Below are 13,547 nucleotides of genomic sequence, written 5' to 3' on the forward strand. Positions count from 1 at the left end.
GTTTATAGCTTGAATTAAATTAGAAATAAGTATAGAGGTTACTCAGTGTTTAAAAAAATAAATATAAAAGACTTAACTCAAATTGCCATATCAACCACACTTCTAGCAGTCGCATCACTCGTTATCATACCCATTGGCTTAGTCCCGATCACGTTGCAAGTTGTATTATTTCTCCTTATACCCGCCATGCTTGGACCTGTTAAAGGTATGCTGGCTATAGGTATTTATATGCTGACAGGACTTCTAGGCTTTCCTGTTTTTGCCGGTGGCGCTGGAGGGATCGGTCAACTATTATCGCCTTCTTTTGGTTATATCCTTGGTGCAATGCCTGTAGGGCTGTTTGTCGGGAAAAGAATCACTGGCAAATCTTCAAAAATCCATAACGGAGTGATCATGTTAATAGGTGTATTTATACTTTATGTTATAGGCATCGTCTATCAGTATGGGCTTTTAAATATAGTCCTTGATACACCTGTTACGTTGAGCGCGCTGGTCACAACGAATCTCACTGTATTTTTACCGATCGACACTTTGAAAGTGCTTGTGGCCGCGCTTGTTTTTGACAGACTAAATAAATTATCGTTTTATAAACGTATCAACCGCTATTGAATCATGCAGATTTTTCAAAAAGAAAGGACTCAAAATGACACAGAAATTAATAATTAACGGTGGAAAAGAGCTAAACGGGGAAGTAACGATTTCAGGTGCTAAAAACAGTACCGTTGCACTTATTCCCGCAGCTATATTAGCTGATTCTCCAGTCACATTAGAAGGCGTTCCGGATATTTCAGATGTTCACTCACTCATTTCCATATTAAATGAAATGAATGTAAAAACAGCATTCGAAGGAACCACATTGACGATCGATCCATCCGAAATGGTTTCCGTCCCTATGCCGAGTGGTAAAATTAAAAGTTTAAGAGCATCATATTATTTTATGGGAGCCTTGCTTACAAAATTTGGCCAAGGTGTTGTCGGGCTTCCAGGCGGATGCTTTTTAGGTCCGCGTCCTATAGACCAGCATTTAAAAGGGTTCCGTGCACTGGGCGCAACGGTTGAAAATGAAATGGGTGCGATGTATTTAAGAACAGATGATAAAGGCCTCCAGGCGGCACGTATTTACTTTGACGTCGTTTCCATAGGGGCAACAATCAATGTCATGCTGGCGGCTGTCAAAGCTGAAGGCCGGACTGTGATCGAAAATGCTGCGCGAGAGCCTGAGATCATTGATGTCGCTACACTACTGAACAACATGGGAGCCAAAGTACGCGGTGCAGGAACGGACGTTATCCGTATCGATGGCGTTAAGGAGATGCACGGGTGTCATCATACTGTTATTCCGGACCGTATTGAAGCAGGAACGTACTTGATCATGGCTGCAGCTAAAGGAAAAGATGTGACAATCAATAACGTGATCGTTAAGCATTTAGAAGGACTTATTGCAAAAATGGAAGAAATGGGTGTATCTCTGGAAGTCGGAGAAGATCGTGTACGTGTGACTGCCTCCGATCGTCCACTTAAGGGCGTATCCATAAAAACACTGCCTTACCCAGGGTTTGCTACAGACCTTCAGCAGCCCTTTACACCGCTGTTGATGTCGGCTGAAGGTGAGTCAATGATCGTGGATACGATTTACCCAAAGCGAATCAAACATATCCCGGAACTCAATAGAATGGGAGCCAATGCACGAATAGAAAGTGACGTCATCCTTATCGAAGGCGGTCATCAGCTGGAAGGCGCAGAAGTCACGGCTACAGACTTACGTGCCGGCGCTTGTATGGTTGTTGCAGGACTTTTAGCTGAAGGAGAAACGGTGATCGACGGGGTAGATAATATCCTGCGAGGGTATGACAATATTGTGGAAAAACTGACTGCGCTCGGTGCTGATATATATATGGAAGATCGGGAAGATTAATGAATAGGAGACCAAAGAGTGGCAAAGTTTATAACATATAGTGAATTACAGGAAAAAACATTGAAAGATATTTATGAGATGGCAAAAGATTTAAAGATTCCCTCTTACAGTCAAATGAACAAAAAAGAATTGTCGATGGCTGTGATACGTGCTGAAGAAGAGAAACAGGGCTTTTTTCGTGTGAGTGGTGTGCTGGATAAGATCAGTCATCAGGATTTTGGTTTTCTTCGTCCGATAAATTACTCGCACAGTAACGAAGATGTCTATATTTCTGCCTCTCAAATGGCCCGATTCGGCCTGCGAAACGGAGACAAAATCACCGGGATAGCACGTCCGCCAAAAGCTGGGGAACGCTACTATGGCCTGATGAACGTCCAGCTGGTGAATGGGAAAGATCCGGAAGAAGCGAGAGAACGCCCACACTTTCCGGCACTGACCCCTTTGTATCCGGAAAGACGCATCAATCTTGAATCTTCAACGAATGAATTATCCGCTCGTATGATCGATCTGATCGCCCCGATCGGTTTTGGCCAGCGTGGGTTGATCGTCTCACCTCCTAAAGTAGGAAAAACGACCTTGCTGAAAGAAATCGCCAATGGCATCAAAGCCAACCACCCTCACGTCGAACTTATTGTTCTGTTGATTGATGAGCGGCCGGAAGAAGTAACAGATCTGGAACGCAGTATTGATGGCGAAGTAGTCCACTCTACTTTTGACCAGCAACCTCAGAATCATGTCAAAGTCAGCGAGCTGGTTTTAGAACGAGCACGCCGTTTAGTCGAAGACAAGCAGGACGTTGTTATTTTGATGGACAGCATCACACGCTTAGCGCGGGCTTATAATTTAGTTGAACAACCAAGTGGCCGTACGCTTAGTGGAGGGATCGATCCAGCTGCGCTGTACCGTCCAAAGCGCTTCTTCGGATCGGCCCGAAATGTTGAAGAAGGCGGTAGTATGACGATCGTTGCCACTGCTTTAGTCGATACGGGAAGCCGGATGGACGATGTGATTTATGAGGAATTCAAGGGTACAGGTAACATGGAAGTGCACTTGTCCCGCGAGTTGGCTGAACGCCGCATTTATCCAGCTATCGATATTAAAAAATCAAGCACGCGAAAAGAAGAAATGCTCTTATCTAAAGAAGAGTATGAAGCAGTATATAAACTGCGGAGAGGCATGCGTCAAGACACGCTTGAATATACCGATCAATTCATTAAATCATTGAAACGCTACAAGCGAAATGAAGCCTTTGTAAAGAAAGTTTTGAAACAATAAAAAAATAGGATTTCAGAGATTTTTTTCAAGCAAAAGATTGCATGAGCAGGCAAAACATGCTAAGATATGTAGTGTTGCATACAAAAGAAATAAGATGAAACGTTAAGCAAACGAAATACCGTCTGCTGGCTGTTTGTCTTGACTATTGAATTAAGATAACTATGAATTCGCAAAGAGTTCATGGCAGTTAAGGAGTGAAAAAGAATGAAACAAGGAATTCATCCAGAATATCGTGATGTAGTGTTTATGGACACAACGACAGGATTCAAGTTCATGTCAGGTTCTACAAAAACATCTACAGAAAAAGTAGAATGGGAAGATGGAAAAGAGTACCCATTGATCCGTGTTGAGATTTCTTCAGATTCTCATCCGTTCTATACCGGACGTCAGAAATTTGCTCAGGCAGATGGACGTATCGACCGTTTCAACAAAAAATACGGTTTGGAACAAGAATAATACGATTGAAAAGTTCTGGTTATCCAGAGCTTTTTTTTTACCTAAAAGTGAAATATACACTAGCGTTCGAACTTAGCTAGTGCTGAATGAACGTTAATACAAATGTATAAACTAATTTATTTATAAAAGATGCAGCTATGGGACTTGTGGCAATGGTTAAATATGATAAAATATAAATACAGTGCCTAAGGGCTGAACAGCCCGTATTCCAGCCAAGAATAGGAGTAAACCAATGAAAATTTATGTAATATACGGCGGGAAAAATGCAGAGCATGAAGTATCTGTAAAGTCTGCTTTTTCTATCCTCCAGCATATCTACTATGATTATCATACAATTATCCCGATATACATAACGCGGGAAGGAACATGGTATAAAGGATCAGAGGTAAAAAAACAAGAGTCTTTCCACTCGATAGCCGAACTTGTTGATTTAAAGCATCAGGAAGAATTTTCTTTTAATGAACTCATTGAAGAAGAATGTCTGGCCTTTCCAGTCCTCCATGGGCCAAACGGTGAAGACGGAACGATCCAAGGTTTGTTTGAAACGCTCAATATTCCTTATGTCGGTTCAGGCGTACTGGCCAGTGCGGTCGGTATGGATAAAATAATAAGTAAGGGTGTATTCAAGGAAGCAGGCCTGCCAGTTCTGCCATACAAAGAAGTTAAACTGAGAGAATGGAAAGTCGATAGTCAGAGCATTTGTGAAAATATCGAAACTCATATACCATATCCAATGTATGTCAAGCCTGTGAATCAGGGATCCAGTATTGGCATCACCCGGGTGCTGAACAGAGATGAACTAACCGAAGCGATTGACCTGGCATTTGATTACGATCACCGGATAATTATAGAAAAAGGGGTATCCGTGCGGGAAATCGAAGTGGCTATTCTTGGTAATGAAGATGTCCATACCTCATTGCCGGGAGAATTAGTCAAGCAAAAACCTTTTTATGCTTACGAAGATAAATATTTGAATCAGAAAGTCGTCAGAGAAATCCCTGCTAAATTATCGGATGAATTGACTCGAAAAGTCAGAAAGATGGCTGCAGAAGCTTTCGAGGTCATAAATGGATCAGGTATTTCGCGTGCGGATTTCTTTTTAACTGAAGAAGAAACGATTTACATCAATGAAGTCAACACGTTTCCAGGGTTTACAATAAATAGCATGTATCCTAAAGTCTGGGCAAAGACTGGGATCCCTTTCGGTGATTTGATTGAAGAAGTTATACAGTTGGGTATGCGCAGATATAAAGATAAGCACAAAACGAGCACAGAAATCACTACAGAAAATAAGAATATAGAAATGGAGAGTATCGATGCCGAATTGGACACTTAATGAAATTACTCAGGCAGTGAATGGGAAAGCAATGAACACAGAAAGTATAAAGCCGGTGTCAGGTGTTTCTTTCGACACACGAACCTTGTCACAGGGGGATTTATTTATACCCTTGACAGCGGAACGTAATGGACATGATTTCATTCAAACAGCTATCGATAAAGGGGCATCCGCTGCACTATGGAGTGATCCGGTCGAAAACGCTCCGGATGATATCCCTGTAATAAAAGTGAAAGACACCTTGAAAGCTTTTCAGAGTTTTGCCAAGTATTATTTGCATGACGTTTCTCCTAAAGTGATCGGGATCACAGGGAGTAACGGCAAAACGACAACAAAAGACATGGTGGCAGCTGTTAGCTCGTTTAAGTATAAAACACATAAAACCGACGGGAATTTCAATAATCACCTCGGGCTACCCAAGACTATATTAGATATGGATAGAGATACTGAAGTGATCGTTCTGGAAATGGGGATGAGTGAAAAAGGTGAGATCGATACCTTATCCAAGATTGCTCGACCGGATATCGCAGTGATCACTATGATCGGTGAATCTCATATCGAATATTTAGGATCAAGAGATGGAATCGCAGAAGCAAAGCTGGAAATCGTCGAGGGAATGGATCAGGGCACGCTTATATATCCTGGAGAAGAACAGCTCCTATATACTCGTATCAATAATGGATGGGTCGACAGGAAAGTGAAAACGATCAAAACCTTTGGGAAGACGGAGGGTGTTGACTTGTTTTCTACGGAAATACAGACTGCAATGAAGCAGACTATTTTTAAAACTAATCAGAAACCAGATGTAGCATGTACACTGCCCATACCAGGAGAGTACAACGTGCAGAATGCTTTAGCTGCAATACTTGCTGGGGAGGCGTTAGGGGTCAGTACGGAAGACAGCTATGCTCAGCTTTCAAGTTTCAAGTTGACGAAAAACCGTCTGGAATGGCTGGATGGAATCAATGGTTCGACACTTTTAAATGATGCCTACAACGCAAGTCCATCTTCGATGCGAGCTGTGTTGAACTATTTTAAAGGAATCGATGTCGCTGGTCGAAAAATCATCGTTCTGGGTGACATACTTGAGCTTGGTGCCGGGGCTGAAGCCATACATCGTGATCTGCATAAAAGGATCGATGCAGGATCTTTTGATGAAGTGATCCTTTACGGAGATCTTATGCATCATTTATACGAGGCAATGAGCGAAAAAACGAATGCTTCCAAAATTCATTTTTTTTCAGGTGATAAGAATACACTTGTCAGTTACCTTGAAAAAAATCTGAGGTCAAATGATACAGTATTGTTCAAATCCAGTTTCAGTACTGGGATGCTGGAAGTTGTGACCAAGTTAAGGCAGCAGGAAAATGTATAAAACGTATTCATTTTTCTGGAAATGAAAATAAGTTGAAAACATACGGGACACATGATAAGATAGCACTCGTAAGACAGACAGCTATTCGTTTAGTAGATAGAAATGTCTATCGTATGAAATTTAAAATAAATAATAGATACTGAGTCAAGTTAAATGTCATACCCTGGTGTACCGCATCGAACGATGAGAGACGTGCACTAGGGTCTTTGTTTGAACAGAATCACGGAACGTTCTGTTTTCAAGAAATGATCTTTCTTCTTAAAATGAGGAAATCATCCTTGGCTCTTAAACGAATGCCTGCTAAGGAAAATAATAGGAGGAAACATTTTTTGAAATTCAATGAATTAGATTTAATACCAGAACTACTGAAATCCGTTAAGGACATGGGGTTCGAAGAAACAACGCCCATCCAGGAACAGACGATTCCACTTGCTTTAGAAGGCAAAGATGTTATTGGACAAGCTCAGACAGGCACAGGTAAAACGGCAGCTTTTGGTTTGCCGATGCTTCAGAAAATCGACACATCAAAGCGTGTCGTACAAGGTTTAGTTATTGCTCCAACACGTGAATTAGCTATCCAGACACAGGAAGAACTCTTCCGCTTGAGTAAAGATAAGCGAGTGAAAGTGACATGTGTTTACGGTGGTGCAGACATTAGAAGACAAATCAAGCAGATCAAAGGTGGCGCCCAGATCGTTGTTGGAACGCCCGGACGTATGCTTGACCACATCCGTCGTAAAACTTTGCGTTTAGACAAAGTGGAAACACTGGTACTGGACGAAGCAGATGAAATGCTGAATATGGGATTCATCGATGACATCGAAGCAATCATTAAAGAGACGCCAAAAGAACGTCAGACATTACTTTTCTCTGCAACGATGCCGGATGCAATCAAACGTATTGGTGTTCGCTTCATGGAAAACCCTGAAACCGTCCGTATCAAAACCAAAACACTATCAGCGGCTACGATCGATCAGTTCTATACCAAAGCGAGAGATAATGAAAAATTCGATATCCTTACTCGATTGATCGATGTACAGAATCCAAAATCAGCCTTGATTTTTGGCCGTACGAAAAAACGTGTCGATGAGTTATCAAAAGGGTTGGAAATGCGCGGCTATCAGGCTGAAGGCATTCATGGCGATTTATCCCAAAGTAAACGTATGAGTGTTTTGAATGATTTCAAAAAAGGTAAAATAGATATTTTAGTTGCGACAGATGTAGCGGCCCGTGGCCTTGATGTCACTGGTTTATCGCATGTTTATAACTACGATATTCCTCAGGATCCTGAAAGTTACGTTCACCGTATCGGACGTACGGGACGTGCAGGAGAAGAAGGAGTGGCAGTCACCTTTGTCACGCCTCAGGAAATGGGATACTTGCGTACGATCGAGAAGTTAACGAAACAGACCATGACAACTCTTCGTCCGCCTACCAACGATGAAGCACTGGAAAGCCAACTGCAGTCAGCGATGGACGATATTCAAAAAACCATAGACGAAAATGGTTTGGACAAATACGAAGCAGCGGCAGAAAAACTGCTTTCGGCATATTCAGCCGAAGATCTTGCGGCAGCATTAGTAAAAGCAATGGTCAAAGATCCGACTGATGTTCCTGTTAAAATCTCGCCACAACGACCACTTCCCAGCAAAGATAGAAGAAATCGAAGAAAAGGAAGCGGTAAGGGTGGCCGCAACCGTAATTACAAGGGAAAAAAACGCTCAAATAACGACTACAAAGGTAAGCGTCAAAACAACCGCCGCTCCAAGAAAAACAACAAAAAATAAGCTGATTCTAAAAAAGCCGGTAAGTTGGAAAATACTTACCGGCTTTTACTAATAAAAAACATTTTAAATGACAATTTAATGTGAATCTGATAAAGTTATAGAAGTAGTACTGCAATTAATGTTTTCTAGAATAGAGGTTTAAAATGATTGTGGGTATTGGTTTAGACGTTGTGGAAATAGACCGGATCAGAAAAGCGTATATAAAAAATAAGCGGTTTGCCAAGAAATTATTAACAAAGAAAGAGCTTGAAATATTCAATGAGTTGAATGGCAAACGAAAAATCGAATTTCTGGCTGGACGATTTTCTGTCAAAGAAGCATTTTCAAAAGCGCTTGGAACGGGAATAGGAAAGATTGGTTTTTTGGACATTGAATTGTTGCCTGATCGATTAGGCAAACCGATCGTCACACAAAGTCCATTTTCCGGAAACGTCTGGGTCTCCATCACGCATACAAACGACATTGCAGCGTCACAAGTTATTTTAGAAAAAATATAATCATCTTCCTTCATAGAATTGTCACAAAGAAATAGAAAGTTGCTTCGGTTTTCATGATAGACTAAAATAGGAAAGAGGTATCTTTTGGTTTACTATGAGCCTGCTCGTTTTCTGCAGTTTTTAAAAGCGAAGAACGAGAATATGGAGCGCTAAACTTTTTTGGAGGGCATTATTCATGGAAGAGTACAGTAAAGAAATGACGATTGAATTGAAGCAATCGATATATGAAGAAATAGAAGAATATTGTCAGGATGCAGATATTGAAGAATCTGAGTTAATGAATATGATGCTTCAATGTTTCATTAAAGATACCATGAATAAAATGGATGCCATGAGGAAAGGATATGCAGAAATGGGCAGTATCAATTTGGAAATTTGCTCAGAATTCGATGGTTGTGAGAACGAAATACACACCCATATCTGAAGGAGCGGTCTCGTTAGTTTAAAGAGAGCAACCCCTTTGTCCAAAAGGCGCCTTCGAGGAGGAAAGCCTATGGTTAAACGCGGAGATATATATTATGCTGATTTATCCCCAGTGATCGGATCTGAGCAGGGAGGCATGCGACCGGTCTTGATTATTCAGAATAATGTGGGCAATAAATATAGTCCGACAGTTATTGTTGCCGCTATAACGACCAAAATAGAAAAAGGAAAAATGCCGACACATGTAGAGGTCGGAGCTGATAAAGGACTGGAAAAAAATTCCGTTGTCCTGCTTGAACAGCTCAGAACGATTGATAAACAACGCTTGAGAGACCAGGTTACACAATTAGACAGTCATACAATGAATATGGTAGACGATGCACTAAGAATAAGCATCGGACTGTCTAATCAGTACAAACATATTTGATTAAAGAATTATATACTTAGAAAAGGCAGCGCTGACTAATGGGTCAGAGCTGTCTTTTGCCTTATTATTGGAACGGAGAAGACAAAAGAGCGGAGTGACTCTATCGGAATCCGTTTGGTTGTTTTCCTATTTTTAAAAAATGAGTTAAGTTTCCTGTTTGTGCTATAGTAATACTATAAGGAAGATCAGCAGAATACTATTTAAAACGAAGCAAACGTTAAAGGGGTATGAGATATGATGGCGGATTTAGATGCAAGAAAAGAAAAATGGCTAGAGCTTTTAAAAATTCAAAAAGCATTAGTAGACTTTCATTCCAAAACAGACCACACAGCGCGGATCGACCGGCTGGATCGCTTAAAAAAAATGATTGATCATCACCAAGAAGAATGGCTGCAGGCGTTATATGCTGATTTAGGAAAATCAGAAATGGAGAGCTTTACTTCTGAAATAGCAACGACATTAAATGAGCTGGATTACGTAAAAAGTCATTTGAAAAGCTGGATGGAAACAGATAATAAAACTAATCGAACCGTTTTAGGCAAAGTCGAACAGTCAGTTTTGAAAATGCCGTATGGTTCTGTTCTGGTCATAAGTCCGTGGAACTATCCTGTTCAGTTGACCTTTGTCCCTTTAATTGGTGCAATCGCAGCGGGAAATCGCTGTTTTGTGAAACCTTCTGAAAAATCACCAGCTGTCAGTCGACTGATCAATCAGCTGATAACCCGCTATTTTAACCCCGATGAAATTTTTGTGGTCGAAGGCGAAGCAGACACTGCTCAGGCATTACTGACAATGAATTGGGATTATATTTTCTTTACAGGCAGCTCTCAGATAGGTAAAAAGGTTTACGAAGCTGCTTCACAGACGCTGACACCTGTAACGCTTGAGCTGGGCGGAAAAAATCCTTGTATCGTCGATGAAACAAACTGCACCAAAGAGACTGTCAAGAAAATCATCTGGGGGAAATTTTTAAATGCCGGACAGACATGCATTGCACCAGACACCGTCTATGTTTATAAAACGGTAAAAGAAACATTCACTCGCCTGGCAGTGGGAACGATTCGTGAGTTCTATGGCCGTGAACCTGAAAAGAGTCAAGATTACAGTCGGTTAGTAGATGACAGTCACTTTGATGAAATCAGAAGTTATTTGACTCAAGGGGACATTGTATACGGGGGGAGTGGCAAGAGAGAATCATTATTTATAGAGCCTACCTTAATGACTAATGTCAAAGAAGATACCCCTTTAGCCAAAGAAGAAATATTCGGACCGATTCTACCGATCGAGGCATACGATTCATTAACTGACTTACTTAAAAAGTTGAACAGACAAGAAGCCCCTCTCGTCACTTATTTGTTTTCAAAAGATGAAAACAATATTGCAGCGGTCAATGAGTTTGTAAAAACAGGAGCTTTAGTGGTCAATCAGGTTATTTTACACGTGGCTAGCTCAGAACTGCCATTTGGCGGGGTAGGTATGAGCGGGATAGGGAATTATCATGGATATTCGAGTTATGAAACCTTCACATATGAAAAAGTCTTTTATAATCAAACGACAGACTATGTGAATAAGGCTCTGTTCCCACCTCACAACTCTCAAAGAATGAAGTTGTTCGGGCTCTTTCGTAAATGGTTCAGTTGATCAAGAATAACAAATAATAGTTTCTGGTTAGGTATAAACAGAGAGCACTTCTTATGAGAAAGAGAGTGTTCTCTGTTTTTGCTTTCAATAAAAAAGCATCTTCTATTAAACACGATTGAAACGCCACGAAATGCGTGCTACACTAAGCTTGTTGTTTTTTAACAACCGTGGTTCGAGAGCGCCAACCCACGAAATAAAAACTAGGAGGAAATTAATGAAAACAAAACAATGGGTAATCAATGCGATTATAGCTGCAATGTATACCGGTGTTACTATACTTATTGCTCCTTTTGCTTTTGGAGCCATTCAATTCAGACTGTCTGAAATTTTGAACCATCTTGTTGTCTTTAACAAGCGGTATGCATACGGTGTGACCGCCGGAGTAATTTTAACAAATCTTATCCTCTCGCCTTTTGGTGTATATGACTGGATATTAGGCGTAGGGCATACGGTCCTCTCTTTTGTCCTTTATTTTATTCTAAGCAAACACGTTCAGTCGCCTGTTAAAAAGATGATCATAAATACACTCGTTTTTTCAGTGATGAGTTTCATGATCGCTCTTATGCTTTTATTGATTGGGGCAGAAGAGGTTTTCTGGTTGACCTATCTTTGGATCTTTATAGGACAAATGGTAACAATGGGAATCGGAATTCCGATAGTGTTATCACTGAACACAAAAATCGAATTCGACAAAAAAATGAAAAATTAAAAAACTTGGCGCTAAAAGGACGTGCGAACTTCTCTATAGTTTTTTGAGAAATTCGCACGTCTTTTTATAATTGAAATGATCAACCATTATGCAGATCTTCAGCCTGAACGACTTTAAACCCTTTACGGTCAAGGTGTTTTTTAATCTCTTCTAACGTTTTTGGTGAAACTCCAGGTTCCAGAGTCATTATTGTGCGTCTGACCATGTTTTCTCGCTGGTTATCGAGAGTGATACAGCTCATAATGGAACAGTGACGATTGATTATTCGTGAAATATTAGCTAAATCCCCTTTTTCACCGGGAGAAGCAATAGTTAAGACATAGCTTCCTGAATCAATACTCCAGGACTGCTGCAGTAAGTCGATCAGCGTACTATGAGTAAGGATGCCGAAAAACTGGTTATCTTCATCAAGAACAGTGATGTAAGGTAAATCCTTTATCATGAAAAAAATCTTGAAAAAGGAAGAGTTGACATGGACATATTTTGTTGCGTTCTTTAAAAGATGTGTAACGGGCAATGACATGTCTCCACCGTTAGCCTTATGCCTGTATATATGCATTTTATAGATATTGCCTCTAAAAATCTTTTCGCTTCGGTCAAGCACTGGGACACATCTGTACCCTGTCTCTTCTAATAAGTTAATCGCCTCTTCAAGTGTTGCATCTTCTGAAATGATTGAAACAATGTTTTTAGGGACAGTTAGTTGTTTAATCAGCATAAAATAATTTGCTCCTTCTCATTTGTTTTTTTCTCTTTTCACATTTTTATTATAACAGATTAACACTTGGTAACATAGAAAAATCAATGTAAAATAAGAAAATAGAGTATAAGAAGGTGCTAATATGATAAAACGAAATGAAATGATGGACAGACCGGTTATTGATAAGGATGTAAGAGAATTTTTGAGAAGTTCACAAAAACAATTATCAGGTGAATTAGGAAGAATTGAAAGATGGGCAAATGAAAGACGTGTACCTGTCATACCTCATGAAACAGTCACTTTCTTTAACTGGCTGTTACCAATCCTTAAGCCAAAGAAAATATTAGAAGTCGGAACAGCCATTGGGTTTTCAGCAGGATTAATGCTCAAAGCAACTGATTCAGACAGTCATGTAACCACTATTGAACGCAACCCAGATATGATTGAAAAGGCAAAGTCCAACTTTCAAAAATTAGGGGTTTCAGATCAAGTCACTTTATTAGAAGGACAGGCAAGTGAATGGCTTGAAAAGATAGAAAAAGAATCCATTGATTTTATATTTATGGACAGTGCTAAGGCAAAGTACTATGATTTTTTCCCGCACTGTTACCGGGTTTTGAAACATGGTGGGGTCATTGCTATTGACGATGTCCTGCAGGGTGGAACGATTTTAGATGACAGCAAAGACGTTCCACGCAGAAGACGTAAAATTCATAAAAAGCTGAATGCCTTTTTGAAAGTTGTTTTAGACCATCCCGCACTAGATTCTTCTATTGTACCGTTAGGAGATGGGCTGCTGCTTATAACCAAAAGAGAGTCGTTTGATTTTGGGTTTATGTTGCCTGAAGAAATAAAATAACGCAGTACATTTCTAAATGATATAGGATGATAGCGGTAGAGGATCAAATGAATTCACAAAAACAGTTGACGAAAAAGAAAAAAACTGGTAAAGTAATATACGTTGTTGATTTAAAAAAACAACCCAGTGCTTTTCTTTTTTGTCGAT

At 40.2% G+C, this 13,547-nt stretch carries 14 protein-coding genes; 13 read left to right on the forward strand and 1 reads right to left on the reverse strand.

All coding sequences use genetic code 11. The features are described from left to right. Positions 1–45 precede the first annotated feature (45 nt). The 12 genes from AKA01nite_RS08380 to AKA01nite_RS08435 all read left to right on the forward strand — a co-directional run bounded on the left by AKA01nite_RS08380 (position 46) and on the right by AKA01nite_RS08435 (position 11,841). On the forward strand, positions 46–609 hold the full coding sequence (locus tag AKA01nite_RS08380; protein ID WP_186805148.1) for a biotin transporter BioY: 564 nt from the start codon (positions 46–48) through the stop codon (positions 607–609). Positions 610–643: 34 nt separating this feature from the next. Then, positions 644–1,915 carry a UDP-N-acetylglucosamine 1-carboxyvinyltransferase gene (gene murA, locus AKA01nite_RS08385; RefSeq protein WP_146924875.1) on the forward strand — a complete coding sequence of 424 codons (1,272 nt, stop codon included), beginning with the start codon at positions 644–646 and terminating at the stop codon, positions 1,913–1,915. Between the two features lie 18 nt (positions 1,916–1,933). Then, positions 1,934–3,190 carry a transcription termination factor Rho gene (gene rho / locus AKA01nite_RS08390; RefSeq protein ID WP_146924876.1) on the forward strand — a complete coding sequence of 419 codons (1,257 nt, stop codon included), beginning with the start codon at positions 1,934–1,936 and terminating at the stop codon, positions 3,188–3,190. Positions 3,191–3,394: 204 nt separating this feature from the next. Then, entirely contained in the window at positions 3,395–3,646 is a 252-nt protein-coding gene (locus tag AKA01nite_RS08395; RefSeq protein WP_146924877.1) for a type B 50S ribosomal protein L31, read from the forward strand. 232 nt (positions 3,647–3,878) lie between these two features. Then, positions 3,879–4,982 (forward strand): D-alanine--D-alanine ligase family protein, encoded by a 1,104-nt coding sequence (locus AKA01nite_RS08400; RefSeq protein WP_146924878.1) that lies wholly within the window; start codon positions 3,879–3,881, stop codon positions 4,980–4,982. Beyond that, positions 4,963–6,357 carry a UDP-N-acetylmuramoyl-tripeptide--D-alanyl-D-alanine ligase gene (locus AKA01nite_RS08405; protein ID WP_146924879.1) on the forward strand — a complete coding sequence of 465 codons (1,395 nt, stop codon included), beginning with the start codon at positions 4,963–4,965 and terminating at the stop codon, positions 6,355–6,357. Before AKA01nite_RS08400 ends, AKA01nite_RS08405 begins: the two co-directional genes overlap by 20 nt. A 329-nt stretch (positions 6,358–6,686) precedes the next feature. Further along, positions 6,687–8,144 (forward strand): degradosome RNA helicase CshA, encoded by a 1,458-nt coding sequence (gene cshA / locus AKA01nite_RS08410; RefSeq protein WP_281282449.1) that lies wholly within the window; start codon positions 6,687–6,689, stop codon positions 8,142–8,144. A gap of 143 nt (positions 8,145–8,287) precedes the next feature. After that, positions 8,288–8,641, forward strand: a complete 354-nt coding sequence (acpS, locus tag AKA01nite_RS08415; RefSeq protein ID WP_146924880.1) for a holo-ACP synthase — start codon at positions 8,288–8,290, stop codon at positions 8,639–8,641. A 175-nt stretch (positions 8,642–8,816) separates the two neighbouring features. After that, positions 8,817–9,065, forward strand: coding sequence for a hypothetical protein (locus tag AKA01nite_RS08420; protein WP_146924881.1), 249 nt, complete (start codon positions 8,817–8,819; stop codon positions 9,063–9,065). 69 nt (positions 9,066–9,134) lie between these two features. After that, complete coding sequence (locus tag AKA01nite_RS08425) at positions 9,135–9,491, forward strand: type II toxin-antitoxin system PemK/MazF family toxin (protein WP_146924882.1); 357 nt, start codon at positions 9,135–9,137, stop codon at positions 9,489–9,491. A 234-nt stretch (positions 9,492–9,725) separates the two neighbouring features. Next, entirely contained in the window at positions 9,726–11,132 is a 1,407-nt protein-coding gene (locus AKA01nite_RS08430; protein ID WP_146924883.1) for an aldehyde dehydrogenase family protein, read from the forward strand. 214 nt (positions 11,133–11,346) lie between these two features. Beyond that, positions 11,347–11,841, forward strand: coding sequence for a QueT transporter family protein (locus AKA01nite_RS08435; protein ID WP_186805149.1), 495 nt, complete (start codon positions 11,347–11,349; stop codon positions 11,839–11,841). A 79-nt stretch (positions 11,842–11,920) separates the two neighbouring features. Here AKA01nite_RS08435 and cbpA read toward each other — a convergent pair whose 3' ends face one another. Beyond that, on the reverse strand, positions 11,921–12,559 hold the full coding sequence (cbpA, locus tag AKA01nite_RS08440) for a cyclic di-AMP binding protein CbpA (protein ID WP_146924885.1): 639 nt from the start codon (positions 12,557–12,559) through the stop codon (positions 11,921–11,923). Positions 12,560–12,683: 124 nt separating this feature from the next. On the opposite strand from cbpA, the gene AKA01nite_RS08445 reads away from it, so the two are divergent. After that, complete coding sequence (locus tag AKA01nite_RS08445; RefSeq protein WP_186805150.1) at positions 12,684–13,400, forward strand: O-methyltransferase; 717 nt, start codon at positions 12,684–12,686, stop codon at positions 13,398–13,400. The last annotated feature ends 147 nt before the right edge of the window (positions 13,401–13,547 follow it).

The organism is Alkalibacterium kapii, assembly GCF_007988865.1.
GTDB lineage: Bacteria > Bacillota > Bacilli > Lactobacillales > Carnobacteriaceae_A > Alkalibacterium > Alkalibacterium kapii.

Bases quoted from the DNA above. Each gene is read 5' to 3' on its own strand.
- AKA01nite_RS08435 (WP_186805149.1), top strand. From the start codon at position 11,347: ATGAAAACAAAACAATGGGTAATCAATGCGATTATAGCTGCAATGTAT.
- cbpA (WP_146924885.1), bottom strand. From the start codon at position 12,559: ATGCTGATTAAACAACTAACTGTCCCTAAAAACATTGTTTCAATCATT.
- AKA01nite_RS08400 (WP_146924878.1), top strand. From the start codon at position 3,879: ATGAAAATTTATGTAATATACGGCGGGAAAAATGCAGAGCATGAAGTA.
- AKA01nite_RS08395 (WP_146924877.1), top strand. From the start codon at position 3,395: ATGAAACAAGGAATTCATCCAGAATATCGTGATGTAGTGTTTATGGAC.
- murA (WP_146924875.1), top strand. From the start codon at position 644: ATGACACAGAAATTAATAATTAACGGTGGAAAAGAGCTAAACGGGGAA.
- AKA01nite_RS08420 (WP_146924881.1), top strand. From the start codon at position 8,817: ATGGAAGAGTACAGTAAAGAAATGACGATTGAATTGAAGCAATCGATA.
- AKA01nite_RS08425 (WP_146924882.1), top strand. From the start codon at position 9,135: ATGGTTAAACGCGGAGATATATATTATGCTGATTTATCCCCAGTGATC.
- AKA01nite_RS08405 (WP_146924879.1), top strand. From the start codon at position 4,963: ATGCCGAATTGGACACTTAATGAAATTACTCAGGCAGTGAATGGGAAA.
- AKA01nite_RS08445 (WP_186805150.1), top strand. From the start codon at position 12,684: ATGATAAAACGAAATGAAATGATGGACAGACCGGTTATTGATAAGGAT.
- AKA01nite_RS08430 (WP_146924883.1), top strand. From the start codon at position 9,726: ATGATGGCGGATTTAGATGCAAGAAAAGAAAAATGGCTAGAGCTTTTA.
- acpS (WP_146924880.1), top strand. From the start codon at position 8,288: ATGATTGTGGGTATTGGTTTAGACGTTGTGGAAATAGACCGGATCAGA.